This is a genomic window from Granulicatella adiacens ATCC 49175, assembly GCF_025150565.1.
Taxonomy (GTDB): domain Bacteria; phylum Bacillota; class Bacilli; order Lactobacillales; family Aerococcaceae; genus Granulicatella; species Granulicatella adiacens.
In genome coordinates this window covers 474,326-500,550 of record NZ_CP102283.1, presented here as the reverse complement: position 1 = coordinate 500,550, position 26,225 = coordinate 474,326, and the positions used below count along the sequence as shown (strand labels likewise).

At 38.2% G+C, this 26,225-nt stretch carries 24 protein-coding genes; 5 read left to right on the top strand and 19 right to left on the bottom strand.

All coding sequences use genetic code 11. The features are described from left to right. Nucleotides 1-95: 95 nt before the first annotated feature. From NQ540_RS02595 to hprK, 11 genes are all read right to left on the bottom strand, one after another. Complete coding sequence (locus NQ540_RS02595) at nt 96-1,808, bottom strand: ABC transporter ATP-binding protein (RefSeq protein ID WP_005607151.1); 1,713 nt, start codon at nt 1,806-1,808, stop codon at nt 96-98. Beyond that, complete coding sequence (locus tag NQ540_RS02590) at nt 1,805-3,202, bottom strand: MATE family efflux transporter (protein ID WP_223429380.1); 1,398 nt, start codon at nt 3,200-3,202, stop codon at nt 1,805-1,807. The genes NQ540_RS02595 and NQ540_RS02590 overlap by 4 nt, the downstream gene beginning before the upstream one ends. Before the next feature lie 599 nt (nt 3,203-3,801). Beyond that, the gene (gene rpmG, locus NQ540_RS02585; RefSeq protein ID WP_005607156.1) at nt 3,802-3,954 is read right to left on the bottom strand and encodes a 50S ribosomal protein L33; all 153 of its coding nucleotides are present in this window, start codon (nt 3,952-3,954) and stop codon (nt 3,802-3,804) included. A 111-nt stretch (nt 3,955-4,065) separates the two neighbouring features. After that, nucleotides 4,066-9,456, bottom strand: coding sequence for a MucBP domain-containing protein (locus NQ540_RS02580; RefSeq protein WP_005607157.1), 5,391 nt, complete (start codon nt 9,454-9,456; stop codon nt 4,066-4,068). Nucleotides 9,457-9,497: 41 nt separating this feature from the next. After that, a complete protein-coding gene (locus NQ540_RS02575) occupies nt 9,498-10,523 on the bottom strand; it encodes a branched-chain amino acid aminotransferase (RefSeq protein ID WP_005607159.1) in 1,026 nt (341 codons plus the stop codon). 21 nt (nt 10,524-10,544) lie between these two features. Next, on the bottom strand, nt 10,545-11,027 hold the full coding sequence (locus NQ540_RS02570) for a hypothetical protein (protein ID WP_005607161.1): 483 nt from the start codon (nt 11,025-11,027) through the stop codon (nt 10,545-10,547). Between the two features lie 179 nt (nt 11,028-11,206). After that, the gene (gene trxB, locus NQ540_RS02565; protein ID WP_005607163.1) at nt 11,207-12,145 is read right to left on the bottom strand and encodes a thioredoxin-disulfide reductase; all 939 of its coding nucleotides are present in this window, start codon (nt 12,143-12,145) and stop codon (nt 11,207-11,209) included. A gap of 96 nt (nt 12,146-12,241) precedes the next feature. Next, a complete protein-coding gene (gene galU, locus NQ540_RS02560) occupies nt 12,242-13,135 on the bottom strand; it encodes a UTP--glucose-1-phosphate uridylyltransferase GalU (RefSeq protein ID WP_005607165.1) in 894 nt (297 codons plus the stop codon). Between the two features lie 20 nt (nt 13,136-13,155). Beyond that, nucleotides 13,156-14,175, bottom strand: coding sequence for an NAD(P)H-dependent glycerol-3-phosphate dehydrogenase (locus NQ540_RS02555; RefSeq protein WP_005607166.1), 1,020 nt, complete (start codon nt 14,173-14,175; stop codon nt 13,156-13,158). A gap of 12 nt (nt 14,176-14,187) precedes the next feature. Beyond that, a complete protein-coding gene (gene lgt / locus NQ540_RS02550) occupies nt 14,188-15,045 on the bottom strand; it encodes a prolipoprotein diacylglyceryl transferase (protein WP_005607168.1) in 858 nt (285 codons plus the stop codon). A 13-nt stretch (nt 15,046-15,058) separates the two neighbouring features. Continuing rightward, nucleotides 15,059-15,988, bottom strand: a complete 930-nt coding sequence (gene hprK / locus NQ540_RS02545) for an HPr(Ser) kinase/phosphatase (RefSeq protein ID WP_005607170.1) — start codon at nt 15,986-15,988, stop codon at nt 15,059-15,061. A 190-nt stretch (nt 15,989-16,178) separates the two neighbouring features. Between hprK and NQ540_RS02540 the strand changes: the two genes are divergently transcribed. Both NQ540_RS02540 and NQ540_RS02535 read left to right on the top strand, forming a co-directional pair. Further along, on the top strand, nt 16,179-16,628 hold the full coding sequence (locus NQ540_RS02540) for a DUF3290 domain-containing protein (RefSeq protein WP_005607172.1): 450 nt from the start codon (nt 16,179-16,181) through the stop codon (nt 16,626-16,628). Between the two features lies 1 nt (nt 16,629). Next, the gene (locus NQ540_RS02535) at nt 16,630-17,262 is read left to right on the top strand and encodes a DUF421 domain-containing protein (RefSeq protein ID WP_005607174.1); all 633 of its coding nucleotides are present in this window, start codon (nt 16,630-16,632) and stop codon (nt 17,260-17,262) included. Nucleotides 17,263-17,324: 62 nt separating this feature from the next. Here NQ540_RS02535 and NQ540_RS02530 read toward each other — a convergent pair whose 3' ends face one another. The 5 genes from NQ540_RS02530 to NQ540_RS02510 form a co-directional block, all read right to left on the bottom strand. Further along, a complete protein-coding gene (locus tag NQ540_RS02530; protein ID WP_233420212.1) occupies nt 17,325-18,176 on the bottom strand; it encodes an IS3 family transposase in 852 nt (283 codons plus the stop codon). Next, complete coding sequence (locus tag NQ540_RS02525; protein WP_005608245.1) at nt 18,155-18,709, bottom strand: transposase; 555 nt, start codon at nt 18,707-18,709, stop codon at nt 18,155-18,157. The genes NQ540_RS02530 and NQ540_RS02525 overlap by 22 nt, the downstream gene beginning before the upstream one ends. Before the next feature lie 69 nt (nt 18,710-18,778). Continuing rightward, entirely contained in the window at nt 18,779-19,117 is a 339-nt protein-coding gene (locus NQ540_RS02520) for a phage holin family protein (RefSeq protein WP_005607175.1), read from the bottom strand. After that, entirely contained in the window at nt 19,117-19,413 is a 297-nt protein-coding gene (locus tag NQ540_RS02515) for a PspC domain-containing protein (protein ID WP_039849196.1), read from the bottom strand. Before NQ540_RS02515 ends, NQ540_RS02520 begins: the two co-directional genes overlap by 1 nt. 5 nt (nt 19,414-19,418) lie before the next feature. After that, a complete protein-coding gene (locus NQ540_RS02510) occupies nt 19,419-20,858 on the bottom strand; it encodes a DUF4097 family beta strand repeat-containing protein (RefSeq protein ID WP_005607177.1) in 1,440 nt (479 codons plus the stop codon). Between the two features lie 218 nt (nt 20,859-21,076). Between NQ540_RS02510 and NQ540_RS02505 the strand changes: the two genes are divergently transcribed. From NQ540_RS02505 to rsmI, 3 genes are read left to right on the top strand one after another with little or no spacing between them, the layout of a single operon-like run. Further along, the gene (locus NQ540_RS02505; protein ID WP_005607180.1) at nt 21,077-21,841 is read left to right on the top strand and encodes a tRNA1(Val) (adenine(37)-N6)-methyltransferase; all 765 of its coding nucleotides are present in this window, start codon (nt 21,077-21,079) and stop codon (nt 21,839-21,841) included. Beyond that, nucleotides 21,838-22,161, top strand: coding sequence for a GIY-YIG nuclease family protein (locus tag NQ540_RS02500; RefSeq protein WP_005607182.1), 324 nt, complete (start codon nt 21,838-21,840; stop codon nt 22,159-22,161). The genes NQ540_RS02505 and NQ540_RS02500 overlap by 4 nt, the downstream gene beginning before the upstream one ends. After that, the gene (rsmI, locus tag NQ540_RS02495) at nt 22,136-23,029 is read left to right on the top strand and encodes a 16S rRNA (cytidine(1402)-2'-O)-methyltransferase (RefSeq protein WP_005607184.1); all 894 of its coding nucleotides are present in this window, start codon (nt 22,136-22,138) and stop codon (nt 23,027-23,029) included. Before NQ540_RS02500 ends, rsmI begins: the two co-directional genes overlap by 26 nt. A 53-nt stretch (nt 23,030-23,082) precedes the next feature. Here rsmI and NQ540_RS02490 read toward each other — a convergent pair whose 3' ends face one another. The 3 genes from NQ540_RS02490 to NQ540_RS02480 are packed head-to-tail and all read right to left on the bottom strand — an operon-like array spanning nt 23,083 to nt 26,185. Continuing rightward, entirely contained in the window at nt 23,083-23,868 is a 786-nt protein-coding gene (locus tag NQ540_RS02490) for a sulfite exporter TauE/SafE family protein (RefSeq protein ID WP_005607189.1), read from the bottom strand. After that, nucleotides 23,869-24,720, bottom strand: a complete 852-nt coding sequence (locus tag NQ540_RS02485) for a formylglycine-generating enzyme family protein (protein WP_005607190.1) — start codon at nt 24,718-24,720, stop codon at nt 23,869-23,871. Between the two features lies 1 nt (nt 24,721). Beyond that, nucleotides 24,722-26,185, bottom strand: coding sequence for a manganese-dependent arylsulfatase (locus tag NQ540_RS02480; protein ID WP_039849197.1), 1,464 nt, complete (start codon nt 26,183-26,185; stop codon nt 24,722-24,724). Between the last annotated feature and the right edge of the window lie 40 nt (nt 26,186-26,225).

Below are 26,225 nucleotides of genomic sequence, written 5' to 3'. Positions count from 1 at the left end.
TTTCTCTGGGACATTGTATCATAGTTTGCGATAAATTCAAAAAAGCAAAAAGAAATACGGAGCAAGAAACGAATTCCTACTCCGCATTTTTTCTACTATTTAAATTGTGCTTTGTATAAAGCTGCATACGCTCCGTTTTTGGCGAGCAATTCTTCATGCGTGCCGTCTTCTGTTAATCCATCTTCTGTGACTACAATAATACGGTCTGCATTTTTAATCGTAGCAAGGCGATGAGCGATAATAAAGGTCGTTCTACCTTTTGCTAACTCGTCAAACGACTGTTGAATAAATTTCTCCGTTTGCGTATCGAGCGCACTTGTGGCTTCATCCAAGATTAAAATAGAAGGATTCTTCAAGAAGATACGAGCGATTGAGAGGCGTTGTTTTTGTCCCCCTGATAATTTCACACCGCGTTCTCCGATATGTGTATCTACTCCATCTTCTAAATCTTCAATGACTTCTTTCAGTTTCGCTTGCTCGATGGCACGGTCTACTTCCTCATCTGTTGCATCGAGTCGTCCGTACAAAACATTTTCGCGAATCGTTCCGTTAAATAGGAACACATCTTGTTGCACGATCCCGATTTGACGACGAAGCGATTGTAAGGTGAAACGATTGATGTTGGTCCCATCGACCAAGATTTCCCCTTCTTTTAAATCATAGAAACGAGGCAATAAGTTCACGAGCGTTGTTTTCCCAACTCCACTTGGCCCAACGAAGGCAACGGTTTGCCCTGGTTCAACCGTCAAGTTGATATGTTCCAACACCTTCTTATCTTCTTCGTATCCGAAACCAACATTTTTATATTCCACACGTCCTTCAAAAGCAGGCGCCGGAATCGCATCGGGTGCATCTTCGATATCGATTTCCACATTCATTAATTCTTTGAAACGACGGAATCCTGCGAACCCTTTTGGATACAACTCAATCATCGAGTTCATTTTATTAATTGGTCCCACGAACACATTGGCTAGTAAGATATATCCTACAAGTTCCCCCGGAGTTAAATCCCCAATCACCGTAAAGTACGCCCCCACGATTAAGCTGAAAAGATTAATACTACGCATTAATAGGTAGTTGAAACTACTACTTGTCCCCATTGTGCGATAGAACGCAATTTTATTCGAGCGATACTCTTGAATGAGGTCTTCGAAGAGTTGTTGCTCGTGACTTTCGTTTGCAAAGGCCTTCACTACGCGCATCCCGCTCAGTACATTTTCTAGACCAGCCGTATAGTTGGCTAATCCCTTGTAGATATTCCGGTTAATACGAGACATGCGACGATTAAATACCGCAAGAGCCACTGCAATAATCGGTACGAAGAAAATCGTCAATAGTGCAAGCGTTGGATGCACTTGGTACATTAAGAAGAATGAAGCTATCAAGGTCATAATTGCAATAAAAAATTCTTCTGGGCCATGGTGAGCTAATTCGCTAATATCGAATAAATCACTCGACAAGCGGCTCATCAATTCCCCGATTTTCATATTATCGAAAAACGAGAAGGATTGTTTTTGGACCTTCGCGAATAACTCACGGCGCATATCCGTTTCGATGTTTATCCCTAAAATATGCCCCATGTAAACTACAATAAAGTTTAAAGTCGTCGAGAAGGCATACAGCGCAAGTAACCCTGCCCCCACGAGTATAATTTGTTGCAAGTTTTGAGATGGTACGATGTTATCAATAACACTTCTCACCATCACTGGAAAGGCAAGCTCGAGAATGGCCACGATTACTGCACACGTAAAATCGAGTAAGAATAACTTCTTATAGGGTTTGTAATAATGAATAAAATCTTTAATCACGTTTTCTCTCCTTTCGCATAATGTAATGTACTCCAGTCTTTTGTCTTATAGACGATATGTCCATAAAGAACCGTTAACGCGTTTGATAATAACATGGCAATCCATACACCGGTAGCCCCGAGTGCTGTAAAGGCTCCGAGCACCCAAATAATTGGGAGGCGCAAGATCCAAAGACGTCCAACTGACATATTCATGGAATATTTCGTCACGCCACATCCTTGGAAGAATCCGTTGTACGCTGAAAATAAGCCCATGAAGAAAATAATAAAGGCGGTATAGTTTAAATACTCAACGGCATTTGCCCAAAGAACGGCATCGCTTCTGTCTTTAATAAAGATTCCAAGAATTGGAGATTGGAAGAAGAAGACAACCACACAGCCGACTGTTGAAATCATCAGCACCCATAGTAAAGCTCGTCTAAAGATGGCATGCGCACGGTCATAAAGCCCTGCCCCCATGTTTTGTCCGATAATGGCGGTTAGCGCCGCCCCGATTCCCATCTGTGGTTGCGTCAGTAAATCCGAAATACGATTCACCATCGAATACGCAGCAAGCACTGACGTTCCATAAGACTGAATCAATCCATTTAAAACCGTGAATCCTAATGCCGCTCCTCCATACCCAAATGCAGATGGCCATGCGACTTTGAGAATTTCTTTCATCACTTCTTTATCCACTTTGACATGTTTCAAATAGATTTGAATTTCCGATTCCTTACGAACAGCACGAATGGCAAGCACTAGTAACAACACTTTAGCAATGACCGTTGCCCATCCAGCCCCTTCAATTCCCCAGTTCAACCCGGTGAGTCCGACAAATGGAATGGTCGCAAAAATGAAGATAGGATCTAGAATTACATTTGAAATGGAAGAAGCCGCACTAATCATTGTAATCGTGCGTGTTCTTCCTTGTGCATTTAGCAAGGATTGATAGCCAAAGTAGCAAAAATCAAAGAAAAGTCCAATGAAGTTAATTTTCAAATACGATACGGATTTTGCTAAAAAAGTTCCCTCTGCGCCCATCCATTCCACGAATAGAGGTGCTAAGAAATATCCAATCACCGATAACAAGAATCCAAAGAAATACGTTAAAATCATCGCATTTCCCGCATAACGTTTGGCATCTCTGAACTTTCCTGCTCCAAAATATTGAGCAATGAGTGCGGTTGCTCCAACGCTTATCCCCATTCCAAGAGAAATAAACAAAAAATTCAACGGCCAAATAAACGCTGTTGCCGCAAAATCTTCTGCTGACAGTTGCGCCACATATAATCCATCCGTCAAATTGTATAAAGTCCGAATTAAATTGTTTATCATTAGCGGAGTCGCAATCGTTAAAATTACACGATTAATATGCCCCGTCGTTATAAAATTTTGTTTTTCCAAAATAATCACCTGTTCTAGTATACATGATATCCTCACCTCTGTGAACACATACCATGAACAATTGAACTTTTCTGCTTTTCTCTAAGAGTATAAATGCTCGCATTTAGGACATGGGATGTCTTCATAATAGTCGTAATAGGGCACCAGTTCGAGCCAAAGTCTCACGCCGGTACAACTATTGTAGCAACTATGGACTATTCAAATGATTCGCAAAAGACCTAAAGTCTTTTCAGTCCGTACGAAGCATCTACAATGTCGTTCTCGCCCCTCTGAGACAAAATTTCTAAATACGTTGTTCAAAGTAACAAAATGTAAAATCCAAAATATTAGGCACTACCTACTCTTTTTTATACAAGCAGGTCTGAAGAATCATTTGGCCCATAGTAGCAACAATAGCAAATGTAATCGATGCGAATTAGTAGGAGTTAGGAATTGATTCCTTACTCCTACTTTGAGGCTTGATAGGCTGTGAGACCCAAGGCTCACGCCGGTACAGCTATTGTAGCAACTATGGACTATTCAAATGATTCGCAAAAGACCTGCGGTCTGTTTACCAAAGCACAAAAAAAGAGTTAGGCACCAGCCTAACTCTTTGGAATTTCTCAAAATTATTTTTTAGTTTCTTTGAAGACAACGTGTTTACGTAATTTTGGAGAATATTTTTTTAATTCTAAACGCTCTGGATTGTTACGTTTGTTTTTGCTTGTTAAGTATAAACGTTCACCTGTTTCAGCACATTCTAATAAAATGTTGATACGCATGGATGACACCTCTCATTCAATTTATTTCATTAACTCATTGAGTTTCATACTGGTATATATTAACAAATGCCGTTCGCTTTGTCAATTCACAATACCAATGATTTTTGATTTTTATTTTCCTTCTTCCTCATCTTTTTTATGTGATTTCAGAAGGCCTAATCCCATTAATACACTAATGGCAGCAGAACTAAAGAATACACTATCTACTCCAGTTCCTGTGTTTGGTAATTCTTCTTTAGCACTTGACGGATTTGAAGGTTGAGAACTTGTAGTTACTTCCAAATGCTTCTTGAAAATATGAGTCCTATTTCCATCGTCATCCACTACCGTTTTCACATATTCATATCCTTCAATTTTTCCTTGCTCTTTTTCACCATCTTCTTTAGGTTTTAATACATTGTTATCTGTATCCACCCAAATCGTTGTCAATTGACGGTATACATTCACAACATCGCCGTTTTCTTTTGTCGTTGTTGACACCAGTTTGTATCCTAGAATATCTGTACCTTTTGTATCTGGATGTTGACCCTCTTTAGAAGGATGTAACTCTTTGCCATTAGTATCCACCCAAGTCGTAATTGTCTTGTGATATACATAAGTCACTTCTATAGGATTTTTTGTCGTAGTTCCAGTCTCTTCCCCTTTAGTTTTCGTCGGAATAAGAGTATACAGTACGACATCTTTTGTAATCGTTACTGGCTTATCAGATGTGGTGTCGTATTTTTCTCCAGTAGAAAGTTCTTTTTTCTCAACTTTATCTTGAAGAACATTTCCATCCTCATCTACATATTGAACTGTAATAGAAGTTTTCACTTCACGGTAAACATACGTTACATCGATATTTCCCTTAAGGACAATGCCAGAGACCTTATCTGCACCCTCTTTAGGAGCCTCACTAGATAATTCATAAGTCTTTCCATCTTCAGAAACAATTTCTTTCTCTCGATTTGGAGTCGTATCATATGGCGTTCCTTTAGAAGCTTGATCCATTATTTTTACTGAAGCCTTAATGGTCTTCCCTTCTATATCGACATAATGAACCGTCACAGACCCTTTCACTTCTTTGTAAACATACGTCACAACTTTATCACCTTCTACAGTTCCTGTTTCTGATGCAGAGCCTGCTTTAGGAGTAGTTGAAGTTAGTTCATACGTCTTTTCATCTTTTTCAATTTGTTGCGGACGAACCGTTTCGGTTGTCGTGTCGTAAGCCGCTCCTTTCGGCGTGTTTGCCGGAGTGATAACAGTATCTTCTTTTATCGGTTGACCATTTTCATCTTCATACTTCACCGTCACTGTTCCTGTGACTAGTTTGTATTCATACGTAATGGTTGTTGTTCCTTCCGTTAAGTTTCCTTTTTCGTTTGGAACAGCCTTTTCAACGAGTTGATATTCTTTTCCATCTTTTGTAATGGTCGATGGCTTTTGATCTGTCGTATCATACGTCGCTACAGTTCCGTTCTCATCTGAAATATAAGTAGATGGTGTATCTGTCACAGCGTCTTTAATCTCGTCCGAAGTCCCTTCAATAACATATTTAACAACGACTTCCCCTTTAGCACGTTCTTTATAGACATAGGTGACTTCTATTTCACCTTTAGCTACTTTTCCTTTTTCCTGTCCTTTGGTCAAACCTGGAACTAAATCGTAAAGCTTTCCATCTTCTGATTTGATTAGCGTTGGCTTATGGTCTGTAGTATCATAGTCCGAACCTGCAGAACCATTTTCAACATCTTTTACGGAAGCTTTGATGGTCTCCCCTTCTATATCGACATAATGAACCGTCACAGACCCTTTCACTTCTTGGTAAACATACGTCACAACTTTATCACCTTCTACAGTTCCTGTTTCTGATGCAGATCCTGCTTTAGGAGTAGTTGAGGTTAGTTCATATGTCTTTCCATCTTTTTCAATTTGTTGCGGACGAACCGTTTCGGTTGTCGTGTCGTAAGCCGTTCCTTTCGGCGTGTTTGCCGGAGTGATAACATTATCCTCTTTCAACGGTTGACCATTTTCATCTTCATACTTCACCGTCACTGTTCCTGTGACTAATTTGTATTCATACGTAATGGTTGTTGTTCCTTCCGTTAAGTTTCCTTTTTCGTTTGGAACAGCCTTTTCAACGAGTTGATATTCTTTTCCATCTTTTGTAATGGTCGATGGCTTTTGATCTGTCGTATCATACGTCGCTACAGTTCCGTTTTCATCTAAAAGATATGTAGACGGTGTGTCTATCACAGCGTCTTTAATCTCCTCCGAAGTCCCTTCAACAACATATTTAACAACGACTTCCCCTTTAGCGCGTTCTTTATAGACATAGGTGACTTCTGTTTCACCTTTTACGACTTCCCCTTTTTCCGCCCCTTTGGTGGCATCTGGCAATAAATCATACAACTTACCTTCAGGAGTCTTAATCAAGGTTAGTTTATGGTCCGTTGTATCATAAAGGTTTCCTACAGGGTCATTCGGTGTATCTACGACAGAGTCTTTGATTGTATTACCTGCTTCGTCTTGATAATTCACTTTCACAGAACCCGTTTGTACATAGACATGCGTTACATTGCCGTAAGGATCTTCTTCTGAACGAATGTACTGGACTCCTGGGAATTCTTTATCCGTTGAAGCTGCGAATTTCTTAGTAGCTTTCTTTTGTTCCACTAGATTTGCAACTTTATTTCCTGTCTTATCGAGAGCTACAAAATCTTCCGTCCAAATTCGTGGCGTCATTTGTACTGGATCTGACATGATGAACTTATCAAATCCTGACGCTTTCATTCCTACTTGCGTATATGCGACATCCTCCACTTTCAATGAATCAGTTGTCTTCACCGGTAAGATGAAATCATTATATTTCGGGAAATCATTTCCAGTTTGAACATATCTTACAGCTGTCACTTTGGAGTAATCGGAAACAGAATCCGTCCAAGTTAAGTGGTCATTATCTTGTGCACGATCTCTTGTGGGTTCATCAACTGTATACTGGACTTTAAAACCAGGAGCTGGAGTTACTGGACCTGTCAACAGTACATCATAAGTTGAGTTTTCAACACCTTTTCTCGGTAAATATTGAATTCCAACTCCTCCAGTAATAGAAGAATCATATGTGTTCATTAAAGTGGATTTAATCGTAAACTCTACATCCTTTTCCACATCCGTTTTATGAGAAGTGTAAGAGCCAATTTTATTAGAAGCACTGGTTTGAGAACCAAACGTTAAATGATTCGAAATCACATAAGTCTTTACGTTTTTTGTCGTTTCCTCATCTCCAGAAATCGGATTTCTTCCGTAAGTCGTTCGTCTAATTTCTTCATTCGCGCTTCCCCATGTTAAATACCAAGATAAATCATAGCGACCATCTTTCACATCTGGGCTTGTCGGTTTTAGTTGGAAATCAAATCTCCAAACATTATTCGCATCAAATCCAATTTCTGCAAAATCACTTAGCGCTCTAGTGTAAGTTCCACCAGACAGCGTTTCTCCAGTTTTAAGAGTCATCGTAAGCTCTGGTGGAATTGAAAATGTCACCATAGCATTGGCTTTTTCTACGATTTCATCATATTTTAACTTCACTAATTTATTAGAATTGTCTTTATAATTGGATGCTTCAATCGCAATTTGTTGAGAGTAAAATGGCGTTGAGGAATTTGTTGTATCCGTTCCCCAATAGTGTTTAGTATTTAAAATGACTTCTTGACGTTGGTATTTTGTAATAGAATTGCTCTTTCCATCTCCCATCGATATCGTATGATTCAGGGTAACAGGAGCTTTAGAAGGTAAATCTGCCTCACTCGTTGGTTGGAATCTCGTAAAGACTCTTAATCCTTTTGCTTGTGCAGCGGATAATTGCGTCATTTTTCCTGTCGGTCTTAAAATAATCCCCGAAATATTTTCCGGAAATGTTAAATTCGTAAATTTAAACAAATGGACGCTCGTAATTTTTTGCGTCGGATCATCTAATGAATACACATCAAAAGTCGCTTCATCATATTTTAAAGCCGATAAATTCACATCTAATCCTTGAATTTCATGAAAAATCGCTCTATATTTTCCAACGGTTTTCTTTTCATCAAATTTAATCACAATATCTGAGAGTTCCACAGACTTTCCTGAAGCATAGTCGCTCTCATCCATGGTAATTTCATCTCTATAAAAATCTTCAGTAGGATACTTATCAGATGCATTATACTCTTTTAAATCATTGACATACGAAGAGATTGATGCACTACCCACGCTATTTTCAGGATCTTGTGCACGTAACACTCCTGACGTATCAAACGTTTGAGTTGTCTTATATCCCATTTCATCAAGAGTATCTACTCTTGAAGTAATCGTCCAAGGTTTTCCAGAAGGAGATTTGAGCTCCTCTACCGTTCCGTAAGTAGAAGTATCAAAAGCCAACCCGGAAGTATAAACGTGAGTGAATAAGCGTTCCATTTTTGCATAGCCTTCACTCAGGTTTGCTCTACCAAAGTTTGAATTTGGCACTTCGCCTGCAGCATTGAAATAATGGTCACGAGTGACCGTATTCCCATTCTGCTTCCAACCATTTTTCTTGGAATCTTCAGTAATTTTAAATCCTTCAGGAACGGTTAAAGTAACTTTTTCAATTAACCCTGTAGTGTAATTTGGATGTTGCACTACGGAAAACGGGAGTGGAACTGAACTTTTCACTTTCCCATTAGAATCAAAACTTGTTAAATATTCCGTTTGCGTATACTTCATCGCCCAAAACTGAGGATCTGGCAGATTCGTCGTGAAGGTTTCAGTAACGCTTGTAATCACTTCCCCATTATCGACTAATTCATACGTTACATTGTAGGTTTGTCCCTGTGAAAGAAATTGAGCAAAGACCGTATTTTTAATAGAGAGTGCGTCTCCTGCTCTCACTTCACCTACACTAATTTTTGCTGTATACATTACGGTTGGGTCTTTAGCTTTATCAATTGGACTTGGAGTGTTTAAATAAGGAATTCTTTGTCCTTCCGTATTTGACGGAATCGATAAATTAATAATTTCATGCGGGTCATTACTCCAATACTTCACACGAAGTTCTGCATTCGGGCTTAAAAACTTTGGAGCCGTTACACCAATTGAAATGACAGACTGAATTTTTTGTTCATTATTTGTAATGATATGATCTGGATGAGACGGACTTTTTACCGTTAACGTAAACCCATCAGCTTTCGATTTACTACCTTCCTCCGCAGATCTTTTAGCCCTTGTTTTTGGTGCTTGAGTCTCTTCTGTTTGACTTGTTGTTGTAGTTACTTCTTCTGTTGTTTCAGAATGAGTCGTTGTTTCAACAAGGTCTTTTTCTTGAGTTGTTTGTTGAACATCCTTTTGAACTACTGTTTCAGTTGTTGTTGTCTTCTCACTATCGACTTCGCTAGAAAAAGCTACCGGACCAAAAAAGGCCATCCCTACTAAAACAGAAACTAAGCCACAATTTAATTTTCGAAGCGAGAACCTTTGTTTTTCATTCCCATTACCTTTTAAACTCATTAAAGCGATATCTCCTTTTTTTCTAAAACCCTAAGCTTCAACTACTCTACTTTTTGAATCCAACCTTCTGGAGCTTCTACGTCCCCATACTGAATTCCTACTAGTTCATCATATAAACGTCTTGTGACTGGTCCAACTTCTGTTTCTGAATAGAACACATGGAAGTCATCTCCATTTTGAATTCCACCTACTGGAGAAATAACTGCAGCTGTACCGCAGGCTCCTGCTTCAGCAAAAATATCTAACTGATCTACATACACATCTGCTTCTTTTACAGTCATTCCTAAACGGTGCTCTGCTAACCATAGTAATGAATATTTCGTAATACTTGGTAAGATGGATGGAGAGTAAGGGGTGATAAATTGATTATCTTTTGTAATTCCGAAGAAGTTTGCAGCTCCTACCTCTTCAATTTTTGTATGTGTCAATGGATCAAGGTAAATACAGTCACTGAAATGACGTTCTTTGGCTTCTTTACCTGGCAGCAAGCTTGCCGCATAGTTCCCACCGACTTTTGCAGCCCCTGTACCTACGTGTGCTGCACGGTCGTATTCAGAAACGATGAAGTTCGTTGGTGTTAATCCACCTTTGAAGTATGCTCCTACTGGCATTACAAAGATTGAGAAAATATATTCCGTTGCTGGACGAACCGCTACATTGTTTCCAACCCCAATCATGAACGGACGGATATATAAACTTCCTCCAGTTCCGTAAGGTGGTAACCATTGTTCGTTTGCCTTCACTACTTTTTTCACAGCTTCTACAAAGCGTTCTTCAGGGAATTCAGGCATAAGTAATCGACGGCAAGAACGAGCCATACGAGCTGCATTTTGATCCACACGGAATAAGTTAATGCTGCCATCTTTACAACGGTATGCTTTTAACCCTTCAAAACATTGTTGTCCATAGTGAAGTGCTGTCGCTGCTTCATCTACTTTTAATACATTATCTTCAATCAATGCGCCTTCATCCCACTGTCCATCTTTATAATAACTGATGAAGCGTAAGTCTGTCTTAATATAATCGAATCCTAAATTATTCCAATCTAAATTTACTGTATTTGTCATATTGACCCCTTCTTTCCTAAATTACTCGACTACTTTATATTCTCCGGTGAGACTATCCATCTCTTCTAGCTTATGGTCTTTAGCATGATATCTAAAAAAACCATAAATTGACGTCGAAGAACGTTCCTCATGTCGAATTTGTAAATCGATGGTATCACTTGTTTGAGCTTGAATAATAATGTCATAGTTCTCATCTAGAACGACTTTCTTTCTTTTTTCAATCTCTGCAATCGCTTGTTTCGCAAGTGTATTTCCACTTTTTTGTTCTACTGTAGTTTTTTGTTCTACAGTGGTTGTTTCAACCTTAGAAGAATCTGTTGTATCTGGAGATTTTGTCGTATTTTCTACTTTTTCTCCTTTGGCCTCTGTTGTTGAAGACTGATTATTGGAAATTTGAACACCCGGAGCAGAATTATCTGCTGTTTGTCCTGACCTATGTGAACAAGCTATTAATGTTAATCCCAAAAATGTAAATACTAGTCCTTTTATGATATTTTTGCTCATTCATACACCACCTTTCACATTTTTATTATTCTATCATAATTTTTCTGAAAAGTATTTCATTTCACATTATTGTAATTATATTGAAAAACAGACTATTTTATACTTTATAAATGGAACTCTTTTGCCGAAAAAAAGGTCCTATCATCGAATAAATGATGATAGGACCTTTCCCGTGAATATTATTGTTTTTCTTTAATTTCTTCCACGTAATTATAGACCATATGTCCTGCTTGTCCGCCATCTCCAACTGCTGTTGTGATTTGACGCAATGTTTTTTGACGAACATCGCCGACTGCAAAGATACCAGGAATAGAAGTTTCCATTTTCTCGTTTGTCACAATCCAACCTTCTGCATCTGTGATATTTAAGTCTTTAAATGGATCTGAAACTGGTAAAAGTCCCACATAGATAAAGACACCATCCGCATCATGAGTAGTTACTTCGCCTGTATTTACATCTTTTACGCGAACGCCTGTGATTTTAGAACCGTCTCCTACGAATTCTTCAACGGTTGAATTCCATAAAAAGTCGATTTTTTCATTGGCGAATGCACGGTCTTGCAATACTTTTTGTGCACGTAACTGATCGCGACGGTGAACGATAGTCACGCTTTTTCCGAATTGTGTTAAATACGTTCCTTCTTCAACCGCTGAGTCTCCTCCACCGATGACGAAGATTTTCTTATCTTTGAAGAATGCTCCATCACATACCGCACAGTAAGAAACCCCACGTCCGGCATATTCTTCTTCACCAGGAACTTCTAATTTACGGTGATAGGAACCAGTCGCAATGACAACTGCGTAAGCATAGTATGTTTTCTTGCCTGCAGTAATTACTTTAACGTCTCCGTCTAGTTCAATTTTGGAAACTTGGCCATAAGCATATTCTGCGCCGAATTGCATTGCACCTTTATACATATTGTCCGCTAATTCTGGCCCAGAAATTGTAGGGAAACCAGGATAGTTTTCTACATCTGAAGTGTTTAATAATTCTCCTCCAGGAACGCCTTTTTCTAAGATTAACGTTTTTAAATTCGCACGAGAAGTGTAAAGTGCCGCTGTCATCCCACCAGGGCCACTTCCGATAATGACCACATCATAAATTGTTCTTTCTTCCATCAGAGATTCTCCTTTTGTATAAACTAAGAGCGCTGAGACATAGTCCAACGCTCTCCTTCCATTTCAGTTTAAAATACGAACATCAATTGGGCAACTTTATTGCTCACTAGCATTTCCTTCTAGTTTCTTCCCTAATGCGATTACGTATTCTTTTAAGCTATCTTTGATTTCTGGATGTTCTAATCCAAATTCAATACTTGTCTTCATGAATCCAAACTTATCCCCCACATCAAAGCGTTCGCCTTTAAATTGCTTAGCAAACACTCTTTGGGTTAAGTTCAATGTATCAATGGCATCTGTTAATTGAACTTCTCCACCTGCACCAGGTTCTTGTTTTTCTAAAATCTCAAAAATTTCTGGTGTTAATAAATAGCGACCGATAATGGCTAAATTACTTGGCGCTTCTTCAGGGTTTGGTTTTTCAACGAAACGACGAACATTGTACAATCCATCTTCTACTTCACTTTCTGGATCGATAATTCCATATTTATACGTTTCTTCATGAGGCACTTCCATCACGGCAATATTTGAGGCATGAGTTCTTTCATAGCCTTCAATCAATTGTTTCGTTAAAGGAACTTCATCACGCATAATATCGTCTCCAAGCATGATTACAAAGGGTTCTCCACCGACAAAGGCTTTTGCTTGAAGTACCGCATCTCCTAATCCTTTTGGATACGATTGACGCACAAAGTACAAGTTAATTCCTGTTGTTTCTTGAACGAGTTCTAATAACTCTTTCTTTCCTTTGGCTTCAAGGTTTGACTCTAATTCGATGTTTGAGTCAAAATGATCTTCAATGGGACGTTTGCTCTTACCAGTAACAATTAAAATATCTTCAATTCCTGATGCTAGAGCTTCCTCTACAATATATTGAATCGTAGGTTTGTCCACGATTGGTAACATTTCCTTTGCCATCGCTTTAGTTGCTGGCAGGAAACGAGTTCCGAGTCCTGCAGCAGGGATGACTGCTTTTCTCACTTTTTGCATCTGTTTGTCCTCCGATCAGCTTATTGGTGTTCTTTGATGGATGCTTCTGATTTGTATTCACGACCCATTAGGCATTGAATTTCTTCGCGAACATCATGTCCTTTATATAACACATTGTATACAGCAGTTGTAATTGGCATTTCAATATTCTTTTCTTTTGCCAATGCATACACTGCTTTACAAGTTTCGACCCCTTCAACAACCATTCCCATATTTTCTAAAATCGTTGGAAGAGGAATTCCTTTCCCAATTTGATCCCCACATCTCCAGTTACGAGAATGAATACTCGTACAAGTGACAATTAAATCTCCTACCCCACTAAGTCCAATAAAAGTCAGCGGATCTGCTCCAAAAGCAACTCCAAGACGACTGATCTCTGTTAATCCTCTTGTCATCAAGGCCGCTTTTGCATTATCTCCATAGCCTAGACCATGAAGTGCCCCTGCTCCAACCGCAATCACGTTTTTAAGTGCAGCTCCCATTTCAACCCCAACGCAATCGGTATTCGTATATACACGGAAAAATGAATTGCTAAATAGTTTTTGCACATATTTGGCAGACTCTATATTTTCACACGCAGCAGTGATCGTCGTAATATCGCGTCTAGAAACTTCTTCTGCATGACTTGGCCCGGATAATACTACGATATCCTCGTAGCGATTACGGTCCAATTCTTCTGCTAAAATTTCTGAGATACGTTTATAGGTTTCCTGCTCCAGCCCTTTACTTGCATGAATGATCATCGGTTTATTCTTGAGCAGGTCATTTAATTGCTTAGCCACAATACGAATTGCTTTTGTTGGAAGTACAAATAAAATCGCATCCACATCTTTTACCGCTTCTGCTAAATCTAAATAACCTCGAATCGAAGGATCTAAGAAAACCCCAGATAAGAAATGTTCATTCGTATGGCGCTCATTAATTTCTTTAATTTGAGCTTCATTATTTCCCCAAAGTCGAGCTTCATGTTGGTTTTCTGCTAAAACCATCGCTAATGCAGTCCCCCATGAACCAGCTCCTAAAATGGCGATTTTTTTCATATCAAAACTCCTTTACACTTTTCCGAATAATATTGGAGATTGTGGATTATCGATAGAGACATAATCCGGAACCGCTGGAACTCGACGTCTTCTTACAATAATCAGACTAATTCCTAATAGGAATAATACGATTGAAACCAGTTGAGAAATTCTGATGACGTTAAACATCCAGAGGCTATCTGTACGCATTCCTTCGATGAAGAAACGACCAAATGAATACCAAATTAAATAGCCAGCCGCTATTTCTCCTACTTTTACCCCTTTTCGTCTGCGAAGGTAGAATAAAATAAGAACTCCAACAAACGACCAAAGCGATTCATATAAGAACGTTGGTTGGTAATAAGCTCCATTGATATGCATTTGTTCAATAATGAAGTTTGGTAAATGCAATCCTTCTAAGAAAGCACGGGTTGTAACCTCTCCATGTGCCTCTTGATTCGTAAAGTTCCCCCAGCGACCAATTGACTGAGCCAGCAATACAACAGGGGCCAAAATATCAAGAAGTAACGCAAAAGAAACTTTCTCTTTTTTAGCAAACCAATACACCGTTGCTGCCCCTACAATGACTCCCCCGTAAATTGCAATACCACCATGCCAAATTTGAATAATTTCGGCTGGATTTGCTAAATAATATTGCCATTCAAAAAGAATGTAATACAATCTTGCTCCAACAAATCCAAGAGGCACTGCCCAAAATACCAAATCAATGATAAAATCTTTTCGATATCCTTTTCTGGTAGCTTCCCTATCTGCTAAAGTCGTTGCTAAATAGATTCCAAAGGCAATAATAATGCCATACCATCGTACTTGTAATCCTCCAATTTCAAAAGCAATTGGATTAATGGTCAAAGCCATTTCTAATAAATTCATTTACTGTTTACTCCTAAACTTCTTTATTTTCTTCAATCAATTTAGATAATCGATTGGTAAAGTTTTCTGTAGCATCAAAGCCCATTTTTTTAGCGCGGAAGTTCATACAGGCTACTTCAAGAATAATCGATACATTTCGACCTGTCTTCACTGGAATACGAATTTTAGGAATTTCAACTCCTAAAATTTCGACATTTTCCATATTTCCACCTAATCGATCGTATTTCTTATCAGGGGTCCAATTTTCAAGATGAACCACTAAGTCTACTTGCTTAGAATCTAAAATAGCTCCTGCTCCAAATAGCGTCATCACATCAACAATTCCGACACCACGAATTTCAATCAAGTTATTTAAAATCTCTGGCGCTTCCCCGATTAAGGTAAGTTCATCATAGTGATACAGTTCTACACGGTCATCCGCAACAAGACGGTGTCCCTTTTGAACTAATTCTAAGGCCGTTTCTGATTTACCCACTCCACTTTCACCAGTGATGAGTAATCCAATCCCAAAGACATCTAGTAGTACCCCATGCATTGAGAAACGTTCAGCTAGTCTACCTTCTAAGAAATTTGTCACACTACTAGAAACCTGAGTCGTTTTTGAAGAAGCTTGTAAGATAGGAATCTTAGCTTTTTCTGCTGCTTCAATAAGCTCTTTTGGCGGTTCTAATTTACGAGAGATAATAAAACATGGCGTATCTGGAGTACATAAGAGCTCCATTACTTCATATCTCGCTTGCGAATCCATCTCATGCGCAAAAGACGTTTCAGTTCGTCCTAATAATTGAATTCTCTCCGATGGATAAAAATTAAAATAGCCGGCTAATTCTAATCCCGGTCTTGAAATTTCACTTGTAACAATCGGTCTATCTAAATACTCTTCTCCATGAATTGGTTTTAAGTGAATATTTTTGATTAACTCTTTCACCGTAACAGGTTTCATAACATCCCTCTTTTCTTCATTCCTTTCTACTATACCATATTTTAGCGCTTTCTTGTACGGTTTTAGATTTAATTAAACAATTCTCACTTCTATTTTCAATTCAATAACCAATAATCTAAAATCAAACTTTTTGCTATTTCCATGCATTTCTATATAATAAATTTCAGTTTCATAAAGGAGGAAACATAAAATGGTCTTTTATTCATATGATTTTTTAAAAAGTAAAGTACAACAAATCGACTATATTCAACTTGGATTGATTCTATTTGTCATTGCAGTTTTAGCAATTGCTCTCTACCGATATTTTAAAAACAAACAAGATACAAAATTCCGCGAATTAGCATTAATCGCAGTCATTGGTATTCTAATACTGGCTGGTTCTAAGATTTCTGAATTACAATCTTCTAAAAATTCAGAAAACCAATACTCTGGAGCTCTTCGTTTTGTCGAAACGATTGCTTCAGACTTACACGTCAATAAAGAAGACATTTATATTAATACAGAAGCCGCAAAAGATGGTGCCATTGTAAAAGTTGGGGACCAGTTCTATCGCGTATTAACAGGGGATAGCCCTGACCATTACCTGCTTGAAAAAATGGAAGTACATAATCCAAAAGTGACGATTAAGGAGGCTGAATAATTTGAACTTTTCATATATCGATGTCGCAATCAAACTTGCGCTTGGTCTATTATCATTAATTGTTGTTATTAACTATACAGGAAAAGGAAATCTGGCTCCTACATCTGCCAGTGACCAAGTTCAAAACTATGTACTCGGGGGAATTATCGGGGGTGTGATTTACAATCCATCCATTACAATCCTACAATACTGCATCATTCTATTAATATGGTTTGCTTTAGTATTATCACTTCGTTGGATGAAAACAAACAACAGTAAAGTGAAAAAAATGATTGACGGGGAACCATTACAATTAATTAAACGAGGAAAAATTGATGTTGAAAATGTCCGCCTAGCCGGTCTAACAGCACAAGAAGTAGCCTTTAAATTACGTGCACAAGGCGTCTACTCCATTCGTGATGTAAAAAGTGCCATTTTAGAGCAAAATGGACAATTAATTCTTACGAAAACTGGAGAAGAAAATCCAAAATATCCGCTCATTACAGATGGCGTTATTCAACATAACATTTTAGAAGTTATTGATAAAACTGAAGAATGGGTGACTGAACAACTTGCTGTCCAAGATATTCAAGATCCTTCTGAAGTATTTCTTGCAGAATACAATAACGGTCAATTGACGGTTGTAAAATATTAAATGGAATCAACAAAAAAAGCGCCTTTATGATATGTACCCAGAATCCTGGACACATTTTTAAATTAAGCTGAACACATGGATGTTTCCCTGTATAGAACAGGGGGCATCCATTTTGTTTTTTCTTGAATTCTTTTGTTATTGTAATAATCTATATATTCTTCCACAGCCGTTTGAAATTCCTTAAAGGTAGAATATTCCATTTCAAAACCGTAGAACATTTCGTTCTTCATTCTGGCGAAAAACGTTTCTATAATGCAATTATCATAACAATTTCCTTTTCGGGACATTGATTGAATAATCCCTCGTTCATTTAATGATCTTTGGTAAAATGCGTGTTGATATTGCCAACCTTGATCAGAATGGAGAATCAATCCATTAACATCAGGGAATTTTTTGAAAGCTCTATTTAGCATCCTTTGAATCTGTTCTAAGTCGGGGCTTAGAGAAAGATCATAGGAGATTATTTCATTAGTAGACATATCTAAGATTGGAGAAAAGAAACATTTTCCCCAAGAAAAAGTGAATTGAGATACATCTGTACTCCATTTTTGAAGAGGCCTTTTGGCCACAAAATCTCTGTTAATAATATTATCAGCAACTTTTCCAACACTACCACGATAAGAATGGTATTTTTGTTTAGGGCGTTTTCCAAACAAATCATTTATATGCATCAGACGTTGAATTCTTTTATGATTAACAACGTAACCTCTACGACGAAGTTCTTGGTAAATTCTTCTAACACCATATCTACCTTTATTTTCATGAAAGATTGTTTGGATTTCCAATAATAAATCCCCATTCTTTTCAGCCACAGCATCTACTTTATTTAATTCAAAATAATAAGTAGATTTAGCCATTTTCATCGCTTTAAGAAGATATTTTAGTTGGTATCCTACTTCTCGAAGTTCCTTGATGATCGCTGCTTTCGCGCCTTGAGAAGCGCAGCTTCCTGTTCTTTTCTCAAGGCTCTCAGTTTTTTTATAACAGCAATTTCAGCTTCTAAATATGCATTTCGCTCACGTAATCGAACTAATTCTTCTCGTTCGGATTCTGAAAGGTTACCAGTCACAGCCTTTTTATTCATAATAAGCTCCTTAGATAATGCTTGTCTACGTTTCTCATTCTTTAGACCATTATATCCATAAGTTAGGTACTTGTGAACCCAAGAACTTAATAATCCGCGACTAATTCCTGCTGGAAAAGAAACCTCTGAAAGAGTCTTCCCGTTTAAAACCTGTAGAATAAATGTCAATTTTTCTTCTGCTGTCCATTTTCTTTGCCTTTTAACGCGCTCTAATCCTTTAGGTCCGTGAATTTTTTCAATTTTATCCCAATCCAGTATTTTTCTTTGGAAACTCCTTTTCATAACTTTTTCAGGCGTTTCGGCCCATATTCCTTGTCGATATAATTCTACACATTTCATTTTGAATTCAAATGAGTAACGCATAATAAATACCCCCTTTACTGGTTTGTCCAGTAAAGGGGGTACATATCATTAAGGCGCTTTTTTGTTGCATTAATCTGTTAGATTTTCAACAAAGCGTTGGAAAATCGTTAATAGAATGCTCACCACTAAGGTAATCACCGGACTTGAAAATGAGAATCCCGGTCCGACAAACCATGATGTAATACTTAACATCATCGCATTTAACACAAAGCTAAAGCATCCAAACGTTACAATCGTTACGGGCAATGTTAAAAGGAATAAAATCGGTTTAACAAATAAGTTTAGTACCGCAAGCACGATACTTGCAATAAGCGCTGCTACCCAGTTTGTAACGTAAAACTGTGGAACAAACCATGCAATCACCAAAAATCCTAATGTATTAATGGCAATTTTTTTAGTAAATGACACTAAAAATCACTCCAATCATCATTATCCTCATCTTCTACTTTTCGAGCAGTTTTACGAGGACGATTATTTCTAGAAGTATAGTAGTAAGTATCTTGTCGATTACGACGACGGTACTCAGAACCCCCTTCTGGAATTATGATAGCAAGTAATATATAGAGGAAGATTGGAAAACCTGTCCAGCAAAAAATCAAGAATAGTACACGGACAATTGTTGGATCTACTTCAAAGTATTCCGCAATTCCTCCCATTACCCCACAAAAAATTCGGTTATTTCTGGATCTTCTCAACTTTTTCATTTTATTTATCCCTCTTTCTTACTATCTGTCTTTGATTGTAGCTGATTTACATGAATATTACCAGTTGTTGTTTCTGCAACTACTTGTGGCATAAATTCTTTTTGCTTACAAATCACTGCTGTTCTTTCTGTTAAATCTTTTCTTTGTTTAATAACTTCAAAGATCGTTTCATCAAAGTGGAGACTTCCTAGAGATGTTTCTAAATTCGCTTCTAATCCTAATTCTTCGGCTAAACTAATTTTTACATTCCCATTTGCTGTCTCAACATCCACTTTTTTCGTTTGTGGACTAGTAATTTCTACTTTAATATTACCATTTACCGTTTCAAATTTTGCTCCACGGAATTCTCCTTCTAAGCTAATATTTCCGTTCACCGTTTCAGAAACGATATCTTTAAAATCTAATTGTTCATATTTTAGGTTCCCATTGACAATTTCAGACTCTAATAAAACCCCTGTGACATCTTTTAGGAAAATATTTCCGTTATTACTTTCTAAGTAATAATCTTTCCCTTTTAATTCTTTTAGATGAAGCGTTGTGTTTAAGCCTTTCATCGAAACATAATCATATTCTTTTTCTGGTAAAGAGATGGTCCAATCGCAGTAAACTTGTTTACTCAAGCTCTTAATAAAGATGGTATCTTCATCTACCTCAACTTTTACACGGTCTCTAATATACGATTCCGCATCGAAATATTCTTCATCTTGAGAGGCTACTCGGCATTCTCCTTCAATTGTCATTTCATTTCCTGGAACTGACTTCACACGGATAATTCCATTTGCGACTTTAAAATCAAGGATACTTGCTTCATCAATGACTTGGTGGAAATGATAAGGAACTTTCTTACCATTTTTCGCTTGTGTATACGGTTTGTTGACTTCTACAGAGTTTATAACAGATTGAACAGTAGCTGCAATCGAATCTGTAAATTTAGCAGCCCATGAAGTAATGCTTCCTGCTGTTCTTCTTGTTTTTTCTTCCCAGTCTGTTTCTTGTACTTTCTTCTTCGCTTTTTGAATGGTTTCTTCCCATTCTTCTTTTTTCTTTGCCTTCATTTTTTCATCAGCCATTTTCTTTTCTTGAAGTAAGCTCTTATATTGATTACTTAATTGCTCCGCTTCTTCTTCTAATCGAACGAGTTCCATTTCTTCATCTACTGTTAACGATTCTAACTGGCTCGCTGTTCTGATTTCGTCGATTCGACGATCAATTTCTTTTGTTCGTTTTAAAATCGTCTGAATGGCTTCGTCTGTTTGATCACTTTCTGCTGAAAACTTAGTGAACGCACTCGCCACACCTTCCATAATAGAATCCAATTGACTTGTTGTAGGTTGTTCTTTCTCTTCTACTGCCTTGTCTCCCATTTTTTCTAAAAGGACCACTGCTTCTTCTGCTGAAATAATACCTTTATCTACTAGTTCTAAAATTCTATCTTTTTGGTTCATTGTTTTCTTCCCCCTTAAAATTTAGGCGTTTCTTGATTACATCCTTAGTGTAAAGGAAGTTAAAAATAAAAACATAGGTCCTAAGGTTGATTTTTATCCTAAACTTCTCTAAACCTAAAGTTGTATTCTAATTAAGTCTTCACTCTTTCTTTATCTTGCGCTACTGCTGTTTTGTTGATACACTTTGAATACAGTTTATAGTAGGAGTTGGAAGGAATTTGATAAAGAAGACCGTTACATTAAAATCGCATGAACGACTTGATCGACTCGAGAAAGAAAATATCGATATTATCCAAAGTCGCGAAGTGTTCTCTTTTTCTTTGGATGCCGTCCTTCTAGCGGATTTTGCAACTATCGCAGAGCGTAGAAAAGCGAACATCGTCGACCTCTGCTCAGGTAATGGAGCAGTAGCATTTCTACTTAGTCATAAAACCACTAATCCTATTACCGCTGTTGAAATTCAAGAACAACTCTATGATATGGCGATGCGCACCACTCAACTAAACGGTTTAGAAGACCGCATTACTTTTATTCATCAGGACATTCGAAATTTAAAAGGCATCATCCCTAAAGATTCGGTCGATTTCATCACTTGCAATCCACCTTATTTCAAGGTAAAAGAAACCAATCTGACAAATCTCAAGGAGGCCTATACGATTGCTCGTCATGAAGTGCACCTTCCACTAGAAGATCTACTTTCAACTATTTCTGGGCTTTTGAAGATGAAAGGAAAAGCCTATCTTGTTCATAGACCGGATCGATTGAGTGATATCTTAACAGAAGCACGACAACACAGACTGGAAGCTAAACGAGTCCAATTTGTATACCCAAAAGAAGGAAAAGAAAGCAATATTGTCCTTATTGAATTAATGAAGGACGGCCTTCCTGGTGGACTCAAAGTGTTGCCACCGATTACTGTTTTCAATGAGCAACAAGAATATACTGAAAAAATCAGAAGTATCCTCTGGGGGGACAAAGCATGAGTCAATTCTATATGTATGTTCTACTCTGCAAGGATCAAACCTTTTACACCGGTTATACCGTTGATTTAGAAAAAAGAATCGCAACGCATAATGCTGGTAAAGGTGCCAAATATACAAGGATGAGAACCCCCGTCACACTGCTCTATGCTAAAGAATTCGCCACAAAACAAGAAGCGATGAAGGCAGAAGCAGCGTTCAAAAAGTTCTCTCGCCCCAAAAAAGAAATATTTCTACAAACGATTGGCGCAAGTGTCACTCGTCCAGTGATTATCTATTTAGAAGGAGACAAGCAAGATGAGACAAAAGAGTTATCGGACTGAAGGAATTGGCAAACTTTTCCTTGTCCCTACTCCCATTGGAAACTTAGAAGATATGACATTCCGCGCTGTGAATACTCTACGAGATGTGGATTTAATTCTAGCCGAAGATACACGTCATACACAAAAATTACTCAACCACTTTGAAATTGAAACTCCGCAAAAGAGTTTTCATGAACATAATACGCAGGAACGCATCCCTCAAGTGATTGAGTGGCTCCAAGAAGGAAAAAAGATTGCACAAGTGAGCGATGCAGGAACCCCTTCAATCAGCGACCCTGGATTTGAACTGGTTCAAGCCTGTGTCGAAGCCTCTATTTCTGTCATCCCCCTTCCAGGAGCAAATGCTGGGATTACGGCTTTGATTGCCAGTGGACTCGTTCCACAGCCTTTTTACTTCTATGGATTCTTACCACGAAAGAAAAAAGAAAAAAATGAAACATTAGAACAGTTACGCACTCATAGCGAAACCGTCATCTTATACGAATCACCGTTTAGACTAAAAGATACGTTTTTGGCCATTCAAACTGTATACGGAGAAAGTCAACCCGTCGTTCTCTGTCGAGAGTTAACCAAAAGTTATGAAGAGTTCATTAGAGGTACTGCTTCTGACCTTGTTCTTTTACTCCAGGAAGAAGAACTGAAAGGCGAATGTTGTATTTTGATTGGTCATAAAAATCCTCAAGAAGTGACAACAGCACTATCTGGAGGTACTGAAGAGAACACACCAGACACTTCTCTTTCGATTACTCAACAAGTGGAATGGTTTATAGAGCACCAACAGTTATCACAAAAAGAAGCCATCAAAGCGGTCGCAAAACATCTTGGCCTCAAAAAACAAGACGTGTATAAGGAAGTTCATTCTCAGTAGAATGCTTCGACAAAAATACCGCCCAAGCACACACATCCTGCTTGGGCGGTATTTTATATTACGATAAATTTAAATACATTGAAAGCCGTCATGATAAGAAGAACCATCATTAGTCCTAAATAAAGTCTTTCAACCGTTTCATGGGTTAATCTGGCTTGAATTTTCGTTCCAATCCAACCACCTAGCACAGCAAATATCGCAATTGCTAGAATGATGAAGGAGACAGACTGATAGTTTTCGAATTCATAAATCACTGTTGTCATCTTCATCATTTGTGCAAAGAAAATCATCACAATTGAATAGGCCGCAGCTTCTTTTGCTTTCATGGAGAAGAAGTATACCATTAAAGCAATATTGAGTGGTCCCCCTCCGATTCCTAAATAGACAGAAATGATTCCAACGCATAGACCAATAGTGATAATGGCTATTAGATTCGAAACCGTTAATGTTTGAATCTTCTCTTTGTTCAGAGTGAATAAAATAATCCCTCCTAATAACACAAACAAAATGATGGATTGAGTGATGCTGACAAATTGATTCCCCATCATTTCAACAGCTTGGAGAAAGACAATATCTCCTATTTTCCCACCGATAATGGAGCCGAATGCCAGTCCAAATACAATGTGTTTATCCACTTGAAAACCTAATTTACTTCTCTTGTAAATAGAGACTAAGCACATTGTAAAGACCGCAACCGTAGAATACACGCTAATCATACTCGTCGTGTCCATTCCCACAACATCAAAGGCAGGTTTGATGATAATCCCACCGCCTAATCCGGTTATGGCTCCAATCATTGTGGCACATAAAACAATGATGCTATAAATAATGAGTTGCATTTATTGCCCTCCGAGCGGTCGAATACATCTAAATCCTAAATGACTCGCTGTAGAATTCCAAGGAGAACCATTTCTTGCTGCAACACGGTATCGATTGCAATAAGAACAATGACATAAGAACGAGCCACCTCGAATGGCATACTCTACCTCAAGATTTAGAGGAGCTTTGGCATTTGCCTCGATATCTTCAAAAGGAATCCCGCGATGGTTTATGCACCACTCCCATACATTCCCAATCATTTGATATAAGCCGTATCCATTAGGTTCAAAACTCTTTACAGGAGCCGTTCCTAAAAAGCCATCTAATTCACTATTTTGATTTGGAAACTCTCCTTGCCAAGTATTTGCATGGTATATTCCATCTTGTTCAAGTTCTTCTCCCCATGGATACTGAGTGGACGTTCCACCACGCGCCGCATATTCCCACTGCGTTTCGGTTGGAAGCCCAGCTCCAGCCCACTCGCAATAAGCCAACGCATCTTTAAGAGATACATGAACAACTGGATGATCTAATAGATTTTCAATCGATGACTCTGGTCCAAAAGGATGCTTCCAACAAGCCCCAGGAACCAACAGCCACCATGGAGAACCCGATACATGAGAATAGTTTTCTCTTTTCTCTGGAGAGACAAGCAAATGAAATACGTAAGAATCCCCGATAAGTTCTGCTGTTGTTTGATAGCCTGTCTCATCGACAAATCGTTTGAACTCTTCATTTGTTACAGTGGTCTCAGCCACTTCAAATGCTTGAACTTCTTTTATCACGCAAGGAGATTCGTGATCTTCAATAAATCCTCTATTTTCAGTATCCCCCATTTGGAAAGTGCCTGCTTTTAAAGGAATATAGTTCATGCTACTCTCCTCCTTTTAATGTAGACACAATTTTCTCTAATGGAACTGGGCAAAGTTTGCCCTCTTGAACGAATCCCTCTTCTCGTCCTTCCAAATAACGAGCGAGTTTCACTTTAAATTCGTGAATCAATGAAGTATATTTTTCTTCTGCAATCAGATTCCATTTTTCATTTGGATCTTCCGTCATATGGAATAATTGGAACTCGTTTGTCACAGGGAACCAGATAAATTTCCATTCATCGGTCAAAATATATTGGCTTGAATCAACGCCTAGGCTATGTTCACCGTGGAATTCGTTTCGCCATCCTGCAAATTCACCAAATAATAATTGACGTACACTCTTTCCATCGGTTTGTACGGTATTGCCTGTTGCCAACTCGACAAGTGAAGGGAATACGTCCTGAATCTTGATGAGTTGTTTAACACTCTTCTTAGTCCCAGCGATTAAGTTACCTGGGTCGAAAATGAATGCTGGAATTTTAATGCTTCCTTGGTATGGATATCCTTTTCTAAATAAATAATGTTCCCCTAATTGATCCCCGTGGTCACTCACAAACCAAAAAATCGTATTTTCTAATAAATCAAACTCTTCCACAGCTGTTAGGAAGCGACTTAATTGATTATCGATATGGGTGATTAACGCATAATATGCAGCAATCATTCGCTTTTGAGCATCTTTAGGAATTTTGCCACGTTTCGCATAGAGACTTGGAATTTTTTCTTCCAATTTTTCCCAGTTTCCGATATGTAAATCTAGATTTTCATCTAGCTTTTGCATATATAAATCAAAGAAGTATTGAGGAGGATTTAACGGCGCATGAGGTTTCTCAAACGACATCTTCAAGAAAAACGGAACGCTTGGGTCACGTCTCTTCAAGAAGCGAATACTCTCGCTAACAATCCAATTCGTTGGATGATATTTTTCTGGCCAATCAAATGGACGAACATCCCAAGAATTACAGTTTGCTCCATCATCAATGATATCCGCATCGCTTCCAAGTTCTTTTTTTATCCAGTCTAAATAATCACTCGAATGTTCAAATGTTTCTCCATACGCTTTATTGTACTTACGGTCGACATGTAAATACCCATCATGTAAGAGAACATGATCAAATCCTAATCGTTTACGACTTGGATACACATGCATTTTCCCGATACATTCCGTTTGATACCCTAAATCTTTAAAGGTTTGAGGAAGGGTGTTCGTATAGTTCCAAGGAACTTCATCCTCATAGCCTACACGACCATTCGAAGCTTGATCCATCCCTGTTAAAAGGGCTGCTCTTGCCGGTACGCAACTTGGTACGGGAGAATACGCATTTTCAAAGTTATAGCCCATACTAGCCATCATATCTAATGTTGGTGTAACCACTAAATCATCTTCGCGGTTTATCGACAATGCATCGGAACGCATTTGGTCCACGACAATTAAGATGACATTTGGTTTTTTATCTTGTCTTACCATCTTTTTTATCCTCCATCTATAAAACAAAGTCACTCTTATT